Source organism: Hymenobacter sp. FMD4, from assembly GCF_058932745.1.
The window spans coordinates 103,679-120,478 of record NZ_JBZYWH010000006.1; the positions used below are offsets into that span (position 1 = coordinate 103,679).

Here is a 16,800-nt window from a genome sequence, read left to right on the forward strand (position 1 = left end):
GATCTAGACCTCCGTACCGAAGCCAACCACCCGCAGCGTGCTCATGCCGCCGGCGCCTTTGCGCACGTGAATCTGTGTGCTCACGCGCTCCTTCAGCGCTTCCACGTGCGAGATGATGCCAATCATCTTACCCGAGCCCTGCAGCATTTCCAAGGCCGATAGTGCTACCTCCAGCGTGTCCGGATCGAGGGTGCCGAAGCCTTCGTCGATGAAGAGCGTGTCGATCTGCGTTTTGTGCCCGGCCAGTTCCGACAGGCCCAATGCCAGAGCTAGGCTCACCAGGAAGCTTTCCCCACCCGAAAGGGAGTTCATGGAGCGAGTGCTGCCGGCTTGGTACTCATCCACGATCAGAAGATCCAAGTGCTCCTGCGGATTGCGCGTAATGCGGTACCGGTCGTTAAGGCGCAGCAGATGGCGGTTGGCCAGCTCTACGAGGCGTGCCAATGTGAGGCCCTGGGCAAATTCGCTGAACTTCTTGCCGTCGGCCGAGCCGATGAGCTCGGCAAGGCGGCGCCAGCGGCGAGCTTCCTGCTGCTGGCGCTCCAGTTCGGCAGCCAGTTGAGCGTGACGCTCCTGTCCGGCTTGGTGGTCGCGCAGGCGCTGCTGCCGCTGGCCAAGCTGCTGATTAAGCTGGGCGAGGTGGTCATTGGCGGCGGCGAGCTGCCGACTCACCGCGGCAGCCTCCTCAGTGGTGAGGGCACGGGCCTGCTCGGTCTGGTGCTGGTGCGTAAGCTCAGTAAGGCTGTGCTGGGCAGTGGCCACAGCACGCTCGTGCGTTTGCAATTGCTCGGCAAGGCGGTGCACCTCGTGTTCGGGAAGGAGGCGGGCGGCCAGGGCGCTGCCGTCGGTGGGCAGGCCAGCGGCCTGCAGGTCGGCCAGCAGGGCCGCGTGGTGCTGGTCGCGCTGCTGCTGCTGCCGGCTGATTTCTTCGCTCAGGTGCTTGGAGCGCTCGTCGTGGCGAGCCAAGGCCGCTTCCTGCTCGCAGAAAGCTTTGTCGTGCTGCTCGTAAGTGGCAGCAGCCAAGCGCACGGCTTCAGCTAGCTGTGCGCGGGCAGCCGCTACGTCGGTGCCGGCGTAAAATTCCTGGCGTTGTTTGCGCAACTGCTCAATAGCCGCAAACTGCTGCACGAGCACATCCTTGCGCGCCGACAGCCACTGCTGACTTTCGGTCCGCGTTTTCTCTAGCTCTTCTGCGCGGGCTTGCACAGCGCTGAGCTGCTTTTCGGTCTCGTTGCGCGTTTGCTTTTTCTGCTCAAAGTCGTTGCCCAGGCGCTTGAGCTGTTCCACCAGCGTAGCGCCATTTTCGCCGGTGAAGGCCATGCCAAACGTGCTCAGCAAGCTTGAAATGGTAGTGCGTACCAGCGGCACGCGCTCCTCGGCGTCCGTCAGGCGGGCACGCAGCGCGGTAAGGTCCTGAGTTAGCTGGCGCTGTTGCGTAGCGGCTTGCTGTTGCTGCCCTTGGGCTTTGGTGAAAGCTACTTCCAGTTCGTGCCGCTGCTGCTCCAGCTCGCGCAGCTGCTGGCCAATGGCCCGCACCAGCTTAGGGGCGGCATCTTCGTCCGTTTCGGAAAGCTGCAGGGCCAGGGTGGAAGGCGCCGCTGCGGCGGCTTGGCCACCGGCGTGCTCCAGCAGGCCGGTGAGGCTCTGCATGCGGTTCAGACGGGCGTTCAGCGTACGCACGTGCTGGCCGAGCTCTTCTTCGCGCTCCTTATCACGCTGCAACGATTCCTGGCTGATGCCCAACACACCAGCCGCATACGGATGCTCGGTGGCGCCGCACAGCGGGCAAGGCTCACCCGCAACGAGGTGCTGACGGGCTTCTTCGTGCGTCAGAATCAGCTGATGGGCCTGCGTCAAGCGGCGCAGGTCGTCCCAGCGCTGCTCTTGCTCGGCGTGCTCGCGCTGCAAAGCGGCCACGTGGTGGAGCAGGCGGCGCAGCCACTCGTCGCGCTCGGTGGCGGCGGCTTGCTGCTGTTGCTGCACAGCCGCGAGCCGCTGCTGCGAGGAAGTAGTTTCAGCTTGGCCACGCTGCAAAGCCGTTTCGGCCGCCCCGAGGCGAATTTTCAAGTCGGCTTCGGCCTTGCGCAGTTCGCCCAACTCGTCTTGCAGATTGGTCCACACGCGCAGCTCGCCCACCAGATCGGGCAGGGCTTCCGATAGCTCCGTGAGGCGTAGGTTTTGCTGCAGCCAAGCCTCCAGCTCACGCAGCTGCTCCCCAAAGGTGCGTGCCTGTCCGGCGGCCTGTTCCTGCTCGGTTACGATGTGCTTGTGCTGCTCGCGGCGTTGGTCATATTCCTGCCGCTCCTTGCGCAGCTGGGCTTCGGCCTGCCCAATGAGGCTATCCAGCTTATCGGCCTCGATGAGCTTCGGCTCCTGTTCCTGCTGCGTGTGCTGGGTTTGCGTATGCTGTTGCTTGGCAGCGGTGCGCTGCTGCCGGGCCGATTCCAGCGTGGTGTGCAGCAGCGGACGGCGCAATTGCAGTTGCTCCTGCTCGTGGCGCAGGCGCTGCAGCTGGTCGTCGGTTTGCTGCACTAGGGCCCAAGGCGTACGGAAGGGCAGAGCCTCTTGGTGGGCCGTCAGGCGCTGGCGCATGGGCGTAAGGCTGGCCGTTTGAGCCGATAGCTGCTCCAGCGTAGCTACGGCACGCTGGCGACGCAGGCCCAGGTCTTCGAGCTGCCGCAGCCATGAAAGCGCCTCGGTGAGCCGCTGGCGCGTGCTGGTGGCCGCGGCGGCTTGCTCTTGCAGGGCCGTGGTTTCGGAAGTTAAAGTCGCCAGCTCTTCCTCGGATAGGAACGTGACGCCTGCCAATCCTGCCCGCAGTGCCTCGCTGCGCTTGTCTTCCTCCTTGGCTTTCTCGAATGCGAAGCGCGAAATGTCGGAGTAGCGGCGCGTGTCGGTAATCTTTTCCAGCAGCTGCGCCCGTTCGCCGGGGTTCGACTTCAGAAAGCGCGTAAACTCGCCCTGCGCCAGCAGTACCGAGCGCAGAAACTGCCGGTACTCCAGCCCACTTAGCTCCGCCACCCGCGCTGGCACCCGCGACTTGTAGCTTTCCAGAATTACGCCTTCCTCGGAGTCCTGCTTCAGCTCGCTGAGGCTCATTGAAGCGTCCTGCAATTGGCCATCGGCCTTTTTGCGGGCGCGGTGCTGGCCCCAGCGCGAGCGGTACTGCTTGCCGTTGACGCTGAACTCCACTTCGGCCCAACTCTCGCCCGTGCCTTGGCTCATCACTTGGGCTACCTCGCCGTCGTGGCGGGGCACTTGCCCGTAGAGGGCCAGCGTAATGGCATCGAGAATGGTGGTCTTGCCCGCGCCGGTGGGGCCGGTAATGGCAAACAAGCCCGCGTCGGAAAGCGGGGCATTGCTGAAGTCAATCTCGTGCTGCCCACGCAGCGAATTGAGGTTGAAAAATCGGACGCGGAGAATTTTCATTACTCTTTTAGTGCTGAGGAGCTTGAGATATAAAGTAACCGGTTAATAACTCGAAGCATAAGGTATTAAATGACCTGAAGATTAGTAGCTAGTTCAGAGCAGCCCGTGGGCTTAACGTTGTTGCATCAACTCCATCAGCTCATCAAAGGTGCGCAGCAGCTCTGGGCGGCCTTCTTCCGCTTCGCCCTCCAAGCGCCGCTCAAACACTTCCCGTTCCGAGAAGTCGTGCAGGCTGCGGGTGAGCGGTTCGGCTTCGGCCTCACCTAAGGGACGTAGCGCAATGATGCGGAAGTGCCGCCGCGCCAGCACCTCAATCTGTTTCCGGTCCAGCGTCTCGATAACTTTCAGCAGCTGCTCGGCCACTTCCAACTGGCCCAGTTCCGAGCGCACTTCCACATCGGCCCAGGCGGGGAGGGGCAGGGCGGCGTTGTCGTAAGCAGTGAGCTGCGCTACCACTTCCTCCAGCGGGCCATGGAAGCGCACCAGCCGGCGGGCAGTAGGAACCTCAATGGTTTCGATGCTGGGGCAGCCGGCTCCCTTAAACTCCAGCAGTAGCACCTGCTTGGGGTCGTGGATTTCGGAAAACGACAGCGGAATGGGCGAGCCGCTGTAGCGGATATGCTCGCGGCCGCCCACGCGCTGCGGGCGGTGCAAGTGGCCCAAGGCAACGTAGTCGAAGCACTCGGGGAAGTGGTCGGCGGTGATTTGGCCGAGGTTGCCGACGTGAATGGTACGCTCCGAATCCGAAGCCGCGCCGCCGGCCGCGTACAGATGGCCGGTAGCCAATACGGGCAGGCCGCCCGCTTTGTATTGCCACACTTGGTCGCAAGCGGCCACACGGGCGTAATGGTCGGCTATGCCTTGCTTGATGCGGGCTTCGCGTGCCTCCACGGTTTCGCCGGGCAGGGACAGGCGCACATCCCGGTCACGCAGGAAGGGTACGGCGCACACCACCAGGGCCGGCTCGCCGTCAGCATCATCCAGCACCAGCACCTGATCATCGAAGCACTCGGGCACGCAGCCTACCACGTGCACGCGCAGGTGCCGCAGCAGGCGGGCCGGAGCATTTAGCGTAGCCGGTGAGTCGTGATTGCCACCCACAATGACTACCTCACGGCAGTCGGTTTGGCGCAGCTGCACCAAGAAAGAATAGTAGAGTTCCAGCGCCGCGCTGCTGGGCGAACCGGTGTCGAATACATCTCCGGCCAGCACCAGCACTTCCACGTGCTGCTCTCGCACGGTGCGCACCAACCAATCCAAGAAATGGCGGTGCTCCTCAGTGCGCTCGTGGCCGCTGATGAAGCGTTGGCCCAAGTGCCAGTCGGCGGTGTGTAGAACTCTCATGCAGGGGAGGGGTGGCGATGCAACTTCAAAATTAACGTTTCTGGCTCCGATTTTCTCTGCAACTTGGCGGCACCAACACATAGTTCATTCATAGTAAGATAGTTTACAATAGTAATTATGTAAACTTGTTTACATTAAAGGGCTGATTCGTTTGAAGGTGTATCATTCGCGGTTGCCAGCTACAGAGTATTAATGTTTTTGCCTTTCGATTAGGTCGATATGCCCGATACCTTGCCCATCATTTCCTTGCCGCTTGCCTCGTTGCGGGTAGGGCGGCCGCAGCTGCTGGGTTCTCCTGAAGCCAAGGAACCGCTGGCTCGCACGTGGACTTCGTCCATTATAAAAGAGCCAGTCACCGAGCCAATCTGGCTGGCGCCTACCAACCTGGCCGGCGACGAGCAAGCCGATCTGCGCAACCACGGTGGCCCCGATCAAGCCCTTTGTGCTTATCCCGGCGCGCATTACATCTATTGGTCGGCGCGGCTGGGCCGGGAACTGGGACCGGGAAGCTTTGGCGAAAACCTGACCATCGGTGGCGATTGGACCGAGGCCGACCTGTGCCTGGGCGACGTATTTGCTTTCGGCCAAGCCTTGGTGCAAATATCGCAGCCCCGGTCGCCCTGCTGGAAAATTGCGCGGCGTTGGCAGGAGCCGTTGTTCTCGCAGTGGCTGCAGGAAACGGGCTTTACCGGTTGGTACATGCGCGTGTTGCAGGCCGGCCGCGTAGCGCCCTCCGATGAACTGCTACTCCAAGCCCGACCCCACCCGGAGTGGCCCCTTACCCGTGTAAACGCCGCCAAGTACGAGCAACGCCACGACTTACAACTGGTAGCCGAGTTAGCCGCCTGTCCGGCGTTGGGCGAACAATGGCGCCGCAAAATGCAGGGCCGCCTCAGCAGAGCATTGCCGCTGAATGACGATGCAAACCGGCTGGTGGGTCCCAACGCGGATTAAGTGAAGTCAATTACGTGGTAGCTTCGTCTGGCTGCTTTGCAATACCAAATGAAAAGGCCCCAGCTGCAGCAGCCGGGGCCTTTATAACTATAAATATCGGCGAGGCTTAGTGCACTGCCTGCTTCTGAAACTCAGTAATGGCTTCACCTAGGTCATACACCTCGGCGCCGGACAGGGCAGCCTGTAGAATGCTGGCTCCCGCGGCTGAGCGGTAGCCACCAGCACAGTGCACCAGCACGGGCTTATTGGCAGGTACTTCGGCAGCCCGCTCGCGCAATTCAGGCAACGGAATAAGCAGGGCGTTGTCAAATACCGGTTGCTTGGCCTCGGTGCGGTTGCGGATGTCCACGATGGTAAACTGATCCGGATGCTGCCGCACCTGTTCCACACTTACTTCGGGCGACGTAGCCGGCAGCTCACGTGGGGCTAGCAGAGCGCCTTTGATGTTGGTCTCGTAGCCGATTTTAGCCGACTTACGAATTACCGTATCCAAAGCAATTTGGGAGTCGGCGACCAAATAAAATGACTCTTTCGGACCAATGATGGAGCCCAACCACGTTTCAAACTTACCGCCGTCCATCAGGTTGATGGCGCCAGGCAGGTGGCCTTGGCGAAACTGTGCTGCTGGCCGCGTATCAATAATAGGTATGCCTGCTTCCAATGTGGTGGCACTGTGCAAATGGGGCACGGCGCGCACAGAATCCTCAAACGCCGGTGCGCCCTGCTTGTTTAGCTGTACGTCGCGGCCGAAGTACTTGGGTGCGAAAGGCTGATCTTCCAATAGCACGCGCACAAACTCGTCGCGGTCCATGGGCTGCAGGGCGTAATTGGTTTTAAGCTCCTTACCGATGGTGCTATCCAGATCGGTAGAGGTGGTTTTGCCGCACAAAGAGCCGGGGCCGTGTGCCGGGTACACCTTGGTGGTGGGCGGCAAGGTCATCAGCTTTTCGCGGGTGCTATCGTACATCATAGCGGCCAGTTCTTCGCGCTTGTGGCCGCCCACGGCCTCGTCCTCGCGCAAGTCGGGGCGGCCTACGTCGCCCACGAAAAGTGTGTCGCCGGTAAATACGGCGCGGGTGCTACCGAGCTCATCCACGAGCAGAATGCAGATGGAGTCGGGCGAGTGACCGGGCGTGTTAATGGCGTGCAATTCTATAAGGCCCACCGTAATCCGGTCGCCCTCGTCAAAGGGTTTGTGGGGGTAACTGGCCTTCACCAGCTTGCTCACGTAAATAGTGGCACCGGTTTCCTCCGCAATTTCCAGGTGCGACGAGACGAAGTCGGCATGCGGGTGCGTCTCGATGACGGCCACGATGCGAGCATCCTGCTCATCGGCAAAATCGTAATACTGCTGCGGGTCGCGGGCCGGATCAATGACGGCCATTTGGCGGTTGCTCAAGATGGCGTACGAAGCGTGCGCCAGACCCTTATCGTAGAACTGATGTATCCTGAAGGGTTGGGAGGAAGGCAGGGGACTCATGGAGGTAACGTGAAGTGACTACTACCGGGCTGCTACTAGCGGCTCGGCGGCCATCGGGCAGCGGGCTATCAGGCACAAGCACCGCGCCGTTCGGTCGTAAGCTGACAGTTTGGCGGCTACAGAGTAGCAGCAAGCCGTCTTTTTCAAATATAACAATACAAGCTTCCCTACGTCGGACGCGGGTCCTATTTCTCCTTTGAATACTGCCTAATGCGCCGTCTGCTAAGTATTTGCCAAATCGTCTTGCGTGTTTGCAACACTGACTAAATACGGCGTTTGGCAAGCAGCAACAACAAGTGTAATTTCCTTCGGTGCTATAGTCCTAAATGAAGGCTTCACTATTTGTGGCAGAACACTCAACAAAGAAGCCTGGGCAGGCCTAATTACACATAGCAAAAAAGCCGATCCGTTAAAGGAGCGGCTTTTTAGAAAGGCAAAGCCAAGGTGAATTAGCTGGCTTTCGCCTTGGCATTGTTTGACTACATTCTATTCTTAGCACCTCTTTTCATGTTCTGGCGCTGGTCCTCGCGGAGCTGGGTGTATTTGGTGTACTGCTCAGCCGTTAGGGCGCCTTTCAACTGCTCGTCGGTGCGGGCGCGGGCGGCTTGCATTTGCTGCCCCTTAGCCTGCCGGTCGCCCGAGCCGGGTGTCATCTGGCCGCGCATGCTTTCCATTTCGTTGGCCTGAGCCAGGAAGATAGCGCGCACTTTGGTTTGCTGATCAGCCGAGAGGCTCAGTTGCTGCGCCAGGCGCTGGGTTTGCCTGTCAGCGCGCTGTTCGGGAGTACGCTGGCCCTGGCCTCGCTGCGGGCCCATACGGCCCTGATTTTTGATTACAGGAGCAGCAGTGGCCGTTTGGGCTTGGGCAGTGGCGAAGCTGAGGGTGCACGCCATCAGTACTAGAAGCATCTTTTTCATGAGAGCTGAGTCTGTGGAAAAATCCTGCCCCTTGGAGGGGAACCCGGCGGTGGGGTTTAATCAAGGGCAGGGAATGATAACGTCCCCTCAGGCTTTCACAAGCCGGATTCTGCCTATATTCGGGCCCCGTCGTCTACAGTATCCTTCACTGACGCCTTTCCACGACCAACTTCTCTACTTCACTCTCCCTCCCTTAAATTCCTAATGGCAAATATTTTCGCCAAAAAACCGCTTGCCTTGCTTTTGGGCGAGGCTAACTCCACCGGCGCCGGTTCGCTTAAGCGGACCTTGGGTGCGGCCAATCTGGTTGCCTTGGGCGTCGGAGCCATCATCGGGGCTGGCTTGTTTGTGCGCACGGCGGCCGCGGCGGCCCAGGCCTCCGGACCTGGCGTGACGCTCGCCTTCATTGTGGCAGCTATCGGCTGCGCCTTCGCCGGGCTGTGCTACGCCGAGTTTGCGGCCATGATTCCAATTGCCGGTTCAGCCTACACCTATGCCTACACCACCATGGGCGAGTTTGTAGCCTGGGTTATCGGCTGGGCGCTGATCATGGAATACGCCCTGGGAGCAGCTACTGTGTCTATTGCGTGGAGCGAATACCTCAATAAGCTCTTGGAGGTCTTTGGGTATCATCTACCCTACAGCCTTACCCACTCGCCCTGGGACGCCGGCGAAGGCGGCCTGATCAATCTGCCTGCCCTGCTGATCATCGTGGCCCTGAGCCTACTGCTGATCAAAGGTACCCAGGAGTCGGCCACGTTCAACGCCGTCATTGTAGTCGTTAAGGTGGCTATTGTATTGGTTTTCATTGCTGTAGGCTGGCAGTTTATTGATCCTGCCAACCACACTCCGTACCTGATTCCGGAAAATGCCGAGCCGGTGAAGAACGCGGCGGGCGATATAGTGCGGGAGTACTCCGGCTGGAACAAGCACGGCCTCGGTGGCGTGCTAGGTGGTGCGGCCATTGTATTCTTTGCTTTCATCGGTTTCGATGCCGTGAGCACGGCCGCGCAGGAAGCCAAAAACCCCAAGCGCGACATGCCCATCGGTATTCTTGGTTCGCTGGCGGTCTGCACCATCCTGTACATCTTGTTTGGACACGTACTCACGGGCGTAGCCAACTGGCGCGAATTTGCTGACCCAGCAAGGGGCGGCGAGGCTTCGGTGGCTTACGCTATCAAAGAGCACATGCCCGGTTTTGAATGGCTGAGCACGGCCGTTACCATCGCCATTCTGGCCGGTTTCTCGTCCGTTATCTTGGTTATGCTGATGGGCCAGAGCCGCGTATTCTTCTCGATGGCCAACGACGGCCTGATGCCCAAGGCTTTTTCGGAACTACACCCCAAGTACCGCACGCCTTATAAGTCAAACCTGGCCTTGCTGGTGTTCGTGGGGCTGTTCGCTGCCTTCGTGCCCGGCTCACTGGCCGGTGACCTTACCTCGTTTGGAACCTTGCTGGCCTTCGTGCTGGTGTCGGCCGGCGTTTGGATCATGCGCCGCTCAGACCCGGATCAGCACCGGCCGTTCCGCTCTCCGCTTTCATCGCCCTCCTTCCCACTGGTTCCCATCATGGGTATGGTGGTCTGCCTGGGCATGATTGCCGCCCTCGATGAGTTTACGCTCAAGGTGGCTATGGGCTGGATGCTGCTGGGCTTTGTAGTGTACTTCCTCTACGGCAAGCGCAACTCCAAGCTACAGAAGGGTGTTGTGGTAGTGCCCAAGGAAATGGACGAGCAGGCTTTCATCGAGCCTGACCCCAACAACCTCTAGTTCGCTCAACCATAATATTGTTCTTAAAAAAGCCTTCCAGACTGGTTCTGGAAGGCTTTTTTACGGCTATTAAAGTAGAGCCCCTGCGGCAGCTACTCCACCCGGCTAACTTCGCTTTTGAGCTTGAGCACCCGGTCGCCGTTGTCCTGCACAATAAGAAAGGCCGGGTTACCAGGGGTGCCGTTGCGCGTGATTTCCGAACCCTGCAGCTTGCGGGTTACACTTTCCTTGAAGGTTTGCTCAATTTTGCCGTTGGCCGTGCCAGTGCCGTATTTCCAGTTGACGCGAGTTCCTTTGCGCATAAAACGTATTGCTGAACGGAGTTGAAGCTAGTTTGATCTACGAGCACCCGGGTAGAAAGGTGTGCGCAAGCTTGGCGAAGCCGAACTGCGACCTTCCAGTTGGCTTTTAAGAAGCAGAGCTACCCACATTTTTTCGCCATCGGATACAAGGTTCCTGATTTTATCCGCTATTGAAGCAAGCTTAATGTTGTCCTTGAGCATCAGATGGCTAGCTTACAAGACCGAGAATCCAGCCGCCAATTATGTTCTTCTCTATATAGCTACGGGAAAGTTTTTGCGAGTACCGAGCACACCAAAAAGGCGTTTCCTGCGTTGTTGAGGCAGTTGTATGCAGCTTTTGGCAGGTAATTTGCGTACTTATCCCGCTTGCCGTTGCGTGTTCATACGGTTCGTTGGTTTGTTTCTGCCAGTGCCCGCCGGGTTGCGGGATTAGACTTGTTGCTTACCCAACTCCGTCTGAAGGCCCCAAACTCGTAATGCGATTTGCCTTCAGATGTAATTCCGGCCTACTACTTTCGTGATGTCCGGTCTTAGCCCAAGTGGCGCTCTTATGAATCATAACTCCGGCGCTATGAGCGAATCAGTACCCGAACCATTACAAGTGTTGTTGGTCGACGACCACCCGTTGGTGATTGAGGGCATCAAAGTGCTGCTTAGGGATACCCCTGATATTGAAGTAACGGCTACTGCCACCAGCGGTACCGATGCGCTGATGCGTTTGCAGGAACAGCCCAGTATTCGCATAGCAATTGTAGACCTGAGCATGCCGGGCATGACGGGTGTTGAGCTTATGCGCGCTATTCGGTCCGCTCACGCCCATGTGCGTACCCTGGCCCTGTCGGTCTTCCACGACCATAGTTCCGTAACGGATGTGCTGGAAGCTGGTGGCTCAGGCTACTTGTTAAAGAATACGACCAAGAAAGAACTCACCGATGCTATTCGGCAGATAGCTTTAGGGCATACCTTTTTTAGTCAGGAAGTAGGAGCAGCCTTGCTACAAAACCTCCACCGCAACGGGGCAGGAGGAGCCGAGGTACGTGAGGAGCGCCCGGTGGAGTTGACGGTTCGCGAAATGGAGATTCTGAAACTGATTGCGCGGGAGTTTTCCAACGCCGCCATTGCCGAGAAACTGTTCATTAGTGAGCGGACAGTAGAAACGCACCGGAAGAATATCCTCACCAAAACCAACTCAAAGTCGGTAATCGGATTAATTCAGTACGCTCTACGGCATAAGTTAATTCCGTAAGCGGCTTTATTTCAGGTATTTATATGCCGCGTGGTGCCGTGAGGTGCCACGCGGTATTATTTTGTTATCGGAGTACATAAACCTGAATAACTGGTACTCCGTAAAGGGCCCAGTCGACTAAAGCGCCACAGTCGATACCGAACCTCTTAGGGCAGTAGACGAACGCTGAAAAACTGATTTCTGATTTGTCATGGCACCTAAGTTATATAAAATAGAAAAATTACGTGCTTATACGGATATGGATAAACCCTGATATTGTTATACCTTAGCAGTGTTCAAAAAAATAAAGGTTACATCATACGCTTAGCCTGCTTCTCTTCTTAAAACACCGCTTTACAAGCAACGAAAATCTCTTCCACCAACCCTCTTACTGAAAACGAATATGGCATCAAAGATCCTCTCCTTCATCTGCCATGTGCCAAGCGCTATTCCGGGTGGTTACCCAGCCATGCCGACAACCAACGCACCTGCCAAAGTAACCGCTGAACGTCGTACCGAATCCGTACCGAGCGGGCATTTTACCGCCATTTACGAGAACGATAAGTTCGTGCGGTTCAAGTACATCAGCAATGGCTGATATGGCCTAAACTGCTACTTGACTACTACACTGTACCGCCCGGCTTGCCCTGCAAGCCGGGCGGTGCTGCGTTAAGAGGAAGTGGCAAGAGTAGATTCGGCTAACTTGCGCACCGGATCAAGTGCGTTGAACAAGCTTATGCCCATTGCTTCTTTCTTGTTGCGTCGTTGCGTGTGGTTGGTATGGATGATTGGATTGCTCGGCCAGCATGCAGTCACTGCGCAAAATGCTCCTGTGCCCGATGCTAGTACGTGGTACGGCGTAGTGGCCAGGGGCAGCGGCCGCGCATTGGAAATAAAAGGAGCCTCGTCTGAGGCTGGGGCTACGGCAGTACAGTGGGAGTTTACCCAAGCCAACAGCCAGCAGTGGCGCTTTGTGCGCATTACGCCTAGTGGCGAGTGGTACCGCATAGAAGCGCGCCACAGCGGCAAGTGCCTGACTGTGGAACGCCCCGACGAAAATGCAGCGGTGGTGCAGCGGCTATACACGGGGAGTCTGTACCAGCAATGGAAGTTAGTGCCCGCCGGGCCCATCGGCAGCGTGCAGCTTATCAGCCGCGGCAATGATTTCTGCCTGGGCGTACTCGGCTCCGATAAGCTGAACGGTACGGGCGTGGTAGCACAGCGCTATGCGGCGCGGGCGACTCAGCAGTGGCGCCTGTTTCCATTGCGCCTAAAACTGGCCGAATCAGCCCAAACTTTCGGCAAGCCGGCACCGCTCGGGGCGGCCATCAACACGCCGGCCAATGAACTCCATCCGGTACTCTCCTCCGACGGCAAGACGATGTATTTCGTACGGACGCGCTACGCCGGCAATACTGAGGGGGCCACCGAATCGGGTGACATTTGGGTAAGCCAGACAACCAACGACGGGCAGTCGTGGAGCCAAGCTACACGCCTTGATGCGCTTAATACGCCGCAGCACAACGGCGTGCAGGCCGTGCTGGCGGGCGGCGAGGCCTTGCTCGTGCGCGGCTGGTACCAGCCGCGTGAAGGCGGCTCGCGCGACGAGGGCGTGTCGCGAGCCCGGCGCGTGGGCAGCAGTTGGGGCAAAATCGAAAGCCTGGAAATCAGCAATTACTACTCTACCGGCACCTCTTCGACGTTCTTTATGACCGCCGATCAGAAAGTGCTACTTATGAGCCTGGAGCGTGCCGATGGACAGGGAGCTAACGACCTATATGTGAGTTTTCCCGGTGGCGGTGTCGGCTGGCGCGAGCCGCAAAGCCTGGGTGCCATAGTCAACTCGCCAGGCTTCGACTTTGCCCCCTGGTTGACGCCCGATGGCAAGCACCTCTACTTCTCCTCGTATGGGCATGCCGGCTATGGCAGCGCCGATATCTTCGTGACTGAGCGTCTTGACGATACCTGGACGCGATGGAGCGAACCGCGCAACCTGGGGCCCACGGTGAACAGCCCGGGTTTCGACGCTTATTTCCTGCTCGGGCCCGATGGCAAATCAGCATACTGGGCGGCAGCCCGGACCACCAATGGCCCCGCCGATATCGTGCGGGCAGCGGCAGGCCTCACTCCGGCTGCCGATACCGCCCAGCCTGCACCATTAGTGGCGGAAGTGCCTACCAACCGCCCGCCGGCTCGGGGCTTCGTCACGGGACGGGTGCTGGATGCGCGCACACGCAAGCCCATCGTGGCGCAGGTGAAAGCCCAGCGCCTCGGCAACGACTTGGTTTTCAACGCTACCGGTAATACCGAAAGCAGCGGGGGCTTTCAGTTCACGCTGCCGATGGGCCGCTACCGCATAATGGCCACCTCGGGCGGCTTCCTTACCGCTACGGACACCATCAATGTTACCAGCAATATGAATCTGGAGTTGCTGGTGCTGCCGGCCGCCGTGGGCTCACGGCTGGAACTGCCCACTATCATTTTCGCGCAGGGAAAAGCCAGTCTGCTCGCTGCGTCGTACGGCGAACTGAACCGCCTGGCCCGTACCCTAGTCGACAACCCGTCGGTGCAGATTCGGCTGGAAGGCCACACTGACAACCAAGGCGACGCGCAGAAAAACAAAGTGCTTTCGGAAGAGCGGGTGGCTGAAGTGAAGCGTTACTTGGCCAGCCGCGGGGTGGGGGAAGAGCGCATCAGCACCATCGGTTACGGCGGCTCCATGCCCCGGGCCAGCAATGAGCGGGAGGAAACACGCCGCCTCAACCGTCGCGTAGAATTCACCATTACCAAGCAATAAGCCGGGCCACCGCCGAGCCGGCCGTTACCGTATGAGGCGTATGCAAGCTACCATTCAGCGCGAACTGTCTTTGCCGAATCTGCCCTCGGCGTCGGGCATTGAAGTAATCGGCGACACAGCCTACATCATAGGTGACGACTCTCCGTTTCTGTACCGCTTCGATGCCCGCAACCTCACGCCAGACCAGCCGCTAACCTTATTTGAAACGGCGCATTTCAGCACGGGGCGCATTCCGAAGACTCTGAAGCCCGACTTGGAATGCCTCACCGCCGTGCCCAGCGACCAAGGCGGCACCGCCCTGCTGGCTATGGGCTCGGGCGCTACACAGGAGCGCGAAATTGGCTTTTGGGTGGAGCTGACGGCCGGGGCACAGCAGCCCGCGGTATATCCCTTGTCGCTCACACCGCTGTATCAGCAGCTTAAAGGGTTGCTGCCCAAAGGGATTCAGTTGAATCTGGAGGCCGCTGCTGCCACGCCCGATTCGCTGCTGCTCATGCAGCGCAGCGTGGGCACGACCCTCGGCAACCTCGTGTTTCGCTGCCCGCTGCTGCCTACGTTGGACTTTATACGGCACCGCACGGCGCAAGCGCCCCGCGTAGAGGTGCAGCTGTACGCGTTACCAGCCATCGACGGGCGCCCGGCGGGATTTTCCGGAGCCTCCGTGTTTGGCAACGAGCTATTTATCACCGCTTCGGTTGAAGACACGCTCGACCCCGTGGCCGATGGCGAAGTACTGGGCAGCTTTGTAGGCTTACTCGATCCACGGCCGAAGTCTGCGAAGGCCTTGCCAGTACGCCTAGCGCTGCTGGTGCGCCCCGACGGCAAGCCTTACCGCGGCAAAGTGGAAAGCCTGACGGTGCGCCGGGCTTTGGGCCGGGGGCGCTACGAATTGCTGCTCGTCACCGACGATGACCAAGGCGGCTCCACCGCCGTGGTGGTGGAGCTATCCACCTAGAAAGCCGGCGCTTATGGCTGACCTGTATGGAAACTGCTCAATGGAACGAGCCTGCTAACCATTGGCCACGCGTAGGCGAATGAATCGGCTTGGAAGTTCGACTAGCGGTATCTTCATTCCTGCATATTTCGGTAGTTTGTGAGCGGCTTTTGTATCTGCACAACACTAGCCGGTAGGGCTTCCGAAGAATCCAGCGGGGTGTGCTCCACCGGATCAGCGGGTGCTACTTTGCGCAGCTGCCGACCCAATACCACGGCCCGGCCCGTGGCAAACTCCACGAGCATAGACCCATTGCGGCCCCGAACGCATTTGCCGCGGGCATCACGCACGGCCCGGCAGTGCTGCCCCACTAAGGCCGAGCCGGCAAGTCGGCTTAGCCGGTCGCCAAGGTAACGGTAGGTCGGTGGCTCGTCAACGGCTTTTGACATCCTGCTAAAAGATTGATGTTGAGTGGTAAGCCAAAAAACATTGGTTATTCATCGAACAAGCCAAACACAAGTTCCCAATCAGTAGTTGATTAACCCGGCCGTTGCATGGCGGCCATTCCCTTCATTTTAATCAGACATCATGTCTTCTACTCCCAAGCATTGGTTTATTACCGGTGTAAGCACCGGTTTTGGGGCTGCCCTGGCCGATTTGCTGCTACAACAAGGTGATAAAGTAGCTGCCACGTTCCGCAAGCAGGAGCAAGCCGACGAGTTTACCCAAAAAGCTGGATCCGATGGCCGGGGCCTCGTGTGCGACGTAACCAACGAAGCTCAGGTAAAGCAGGCTATTGCCGATGCCATCCAGGCCCTGGGCCATCTTGATGTGGTGGTGAATAATGCCGGCTACGGCTCGTTGGGGAGCATCGAAGAAATTGACGCGGCCGAGGTACAGCGCCAGTTCGACGTTAATGTGTTTGGGCCCTTGCACGTGCTGCGGGCCGTGCTACCCCACTTGCGCGAGCGACGTAGCGGCCACGTCATCAATATTACCAGCATCGGGGGGCTCAAAACTTTTCCCGGCGTGGGCGTGTACAATGCCAGTAAATTTGCCCTCGAAGCCATTGGGGAAAGCCTGGCGCAGCAGGTCGGCCCGTTAGGCATCAAAGTAACCAACATCGAGCCCAGCGGCTTCCGTACAGAGTGGGCCGGCCGTTCTGCCAGCTACGTCGACACGCAAATAGAGGACTACCGCGCCACCGTGGGCGAAAACCTGAAAGGCATTCAGGGCTACAGCGGCCGCCAGCCCGGCGACCCGCAGCGCGCCGCTCAGATTATGTACGACTTGGTGCGCCAAGAAAATCCGCCGTTGCATCTGCCTATCGGTAAAGCGGCGGTGAAAGGAGCACGCGAAAAGTTTACAGGCCTGATCAAGGAACTGGAAAGCGTAGCCGAACTAGGCGATTCAGCCGACTTTCCCGCGTAACCAACCTCTTTTTAAATCTGAAAAGCCCTGCGGCAGTTTTGCCGCAGGGCTTTTCAGTATGGGAGCTGGCTGAGGATTAATCCCAGCCCTAGTAGGAACAGTGCGTGGAGGTGCTACTTACTCTTCACCACTTCGGGCAAGCGTAGGCCATTATCCTGGGTAGATAACTCAAAGCAAACCGAGATGAAAGGATTGTCAGACATATGCCTTTTGTCCT

General features: G+C 58.6%; 13 protein-coding genes. 7 read left to right on the plus strand and 6 right to left on the minus strand.

What is annotated here, in order from left to right:
* Positions 1–3 precede the first annotated feature (3 nt).
* Both AC5FXY_RS08315 and AC5FXY_RS08320 read right to left on the minus strand, forming a co-directional pair.
* The gene (locus AC5FXY_RS08315) at positions 4–3,429 is read right to left on the minus strand and encodes an SbcC/MukB-like Walker B domain-containing protein (protein ID WP_493556195.1); all 3,426 of its coding nucleotides are present in this window, start codon (positions 3,427–3,429) and stop codon (positions 4–6) included.
* Positions 3,430–3,540: 111 nt separating this feature from the next.
* Positions 3,541–4,773 (minus strand): exonuclease SbcCD subunit D C-terminal domain-containing protein, encoded by a 1,233-nt coding sequence (locus tag AC5FXY_RS08320; RefSeq protein WP_493556196.1) that lies wholly within the window; start codon positions 4,771–4,773, stop codon positions 3,541–3,543.
* A 219-nt stretch (positions 4,774–4,992) separates the two neighbouring features.
* Between AC5FXY_RS08320 and AC5FXY_RS08325 the strand changes: the two genes are divergently transcribed.
* A complete protein-coding gene (locus AC5FXY_RS08325) occupies positions 4,993–5,727 on the plus strand; it encodes an MOSC domain-containing protein (protein ID WP_493556197.1) in 735 nt (244 codons plus the stop codon).
* Between the two features lie 106 nt (positions 5,728–5,833).
* Here AC5FXY_RS08325 and AC5FXY_RS08330 read toward each other — a convergent pair whose 3' ends face one another.
* Positions 5,834–7,207, minus strand: coding sequence for an MBL fold metallo-hydrolase (locus AC5FXY_RS08330; RefSeq protein WP_493556198.1), 1,374 nt, complete (start codon positions 7,205–7,207; stop codon positions 5,834–5,836).
* Between the two features lie 479 nt (positions 7,208–7,686).
* Positions 7,687–8,124, minus strand: coding sequence for a DUF4890 domain-containing protein (locus AC5FXY_RS08335; protein ID WP_493556199.1), 438 nt, complete (start codon positions 8,122–8,124; stop codon positions 7,687–7,689).
* A gap of 204 nt (positions 8,125–8,328) precedes the next feature.
* Here AC5FXY_RS08335 and AC5FXY_RS08340 point away from each other — a divergent pair, with 204 nt between their 5' ends.
* On the plus strand, positions 8,329–9,894 hold the full coding sequence (locus tag AC5FXY_RS08340; protein WP_493556200.1) for an amino acid permease: 1,566 nt from the start codon (positions 8,329–8,331) through the stop codon (positions 9,892–9,894).
* A gap of 92 nt (positions 9,895–9,986) precedes the next feature.
* Here AC5FXY_RS08340 and AC5FXY_RS08345 read toward each other — a convergent pair whose 3' ends face one another.
* Complete coding sequence (locus AC5FXY_RS08345) at positions 9,987–10,196, minus strand: hypervirulence associated TUDOR domain-containing protein (RefSeq protein ID WP_493556201.1); 210 nt, start codon at positions 10,194–10,196, stop codon at positions 9,987–9,989.
* Between the two features lie 571 nt (positions 10,197–10,767).
* On the opposite strand from AC5FXY_RS08345, the gene AC5FXY_RS08350 reads away from it, so the two are divergent.
* The 4 genes from AC5FXY_RS08350 to AC5FXY_RS08365 all read left to right on the plus strand — a co-directional run bounded on the left by AC5FXY_RS08350 (position 10,768) and on the right by AC5FXY_RS08365 (position 15,173).
* Entirely contained in the window at positions 10,768–11,442 is a 675-nt protein-coding gene (locus tag AC5FXY_RS08350) for a response regulator (protein ID WP_493556202.1), read from the plus strand.
* Positions 11,443–11,824: 382 nt separating this feature from the next.
* Positions 11,825–12,019 carry a hypothetical protein gene (locus tag AC5FXY_RS08355; protein ID WP_493556203.1) on the plus strand — a complete coding sequence of 65 codons (195 nt, stop codon included), beginning with the start codon at positions 11,825–11,827 and terminating at the stop codon, positions 12,017–12,019.
* A 138-nt stretch (positions 12,020–12,157) separates the two neighbouring features.
* The gene (locus AC5FXY_RS08360; RefSeq protein ID WP_493556204.1) at positions 12,158–14,218 is read left to right on the plus strand and encodes an RICIN domain-containing protein; all 2,061 of its coding nucleotides are present in this window, start codon (positions 12,158–12,160) and stop codon (positions 14,216–14,218) included.
* 40 nt (positions 14,219–14,258) lie between these two features.
* Positions 14,259–15,173, plus strand: a complete 915-nt coding sequence (locus tag AC5FXY_RS08365; protein WP_493556205.1) for a DUF6929 family protein — start codon at positions 14,259–14,261, stop codon at positions 15,171–15,173.
* A gap of 113 nt (positions 15,174–15,286) precedes the next feature.
* Here AC5FXY_RS08365 and AC5FXY_RS08370 read toward each other — a convergent pair whose 3' ends face one another.
* Complete coding sequence (locus AC5FXY_RS08370; protein ID WP_493556206.1) at positions 15,287–15,601, minus strand: hypothetical protein; 315 nt, start codon at positions 15,599–15,601, stop codon at positions 15,287–15,289.
* A gap of 139 nt (positions 15,602–15,740) precedes the next feature.
* On the opposite strand from AC5FXY_RS08370, the gene AC5FXY_RS08375 reads away from it, so the two are divergent.
* A complete protein-coding gene (locus AC5FXY_RS08375) occupies positions 15,741–16,583 on the plus strand; it encodes an oxidoreductase (RefSeq protein ID WP_493556207.1) in 843 nt (280 codons plus the stop codon).
* Positions 16,584–16,800: the final 217 nt, after the last annotated feature.

Bases quoted from the DNA above. Each gene is read 5' to 3' on its own strand.
- AC5FXY_RS08335 (WP_493556199.1), bottom strand. From the start codon at position 8,124: ATGAAAAAGATGCTTCTAGTACTGATGGCGTGCACCCTCAGCTTCGCC.
- AC5FXY_RS08320 (WP_493556196.1), bottom strand. From the start codon at position 4,773: ATGAGAGTTCTACACACCGCCGACTGGCACTTGGGCCAACGCTTCATC.
- AC5FXY_RS08360 (WP_493556204.1), top strand. From the start codon at position 12,158: ATGCCCATTGCTTCTTTCTTGTTGCGTCGTTGCGTGTGGTTGGTATGG.
- AC5FXY_RS08355 (WP_493556203.1), top strand. From the start codon at position 11,825: ATGGCATCAAAGATCCTCTCCTTCATCTGCCATGTGCCAAGCGCTATT.
- AC5FXY_RS08340 (WP_493556200.1), top strand. From the start codon at position 8,329: ATGGCAAATATTTTCGCCAAAAAACCGCTTGCCTTGCTTTTGGGCGAG.
- AC5FXY_RS08350 (WP_493556202.1), top strand. From the start codon at position 10,768: ATGAGCGAATCAGTACCCGAACCATTACAAGTGTTGTTGGTCGACGAC.
- AC5FXY_RS08345 (WP_493556201.1), bottom strand. From the start codon at position 10,196: ATGCGCAAAGGAACTCGCGTCAACTGGAAATACGGCACTGGCACGGCC.
- AC5FXY_RS08315 (WP_493556195.1), bottom strand. From the start codon at position 3,429: ATGAAAATTCTCCGCGTCCGATTTTTCAACCTCAATTCGCTGCGTGGG.
- AC5FXY_RS08375 (WP_493556207.1), top strand. From the start codon at position 15,741: ATGTCTTCTACTCCCAAGCATTGGTTTATTACCGGTGTAAGCACCGGT.
- AC5FXY_RS08365 (WP_493556205.1), top strand. From the start codon at position 14,259: ATGCAAGCTACCATTCAGCGCGAACTGTCTTTGCCGAATCTGCCCTCG.
- AC5FXY_RS08330 (WP_493556198.1), bottom strand. From the start codon at position 7,207: ATGAGTCCCCTGCCTTCCTCCCAACCCTTCAGGATACATCAGTTCTAC.
- AC5FXY_RS08370 (WP_493556206.1), bottom strand. From the start codon at position 15,601: ATGTCAAAAGCCGTTGACGAGCCACCGACCTACCGTTACCTTGGCGAC.
- AC5FXY_RS08325 (WP_493556197.1), top strand. From the start codon at position 4,993: ATGCCCGATACCTTGCCCATCATTTCCTTGCCGCTTGCCTCGTTGCGG.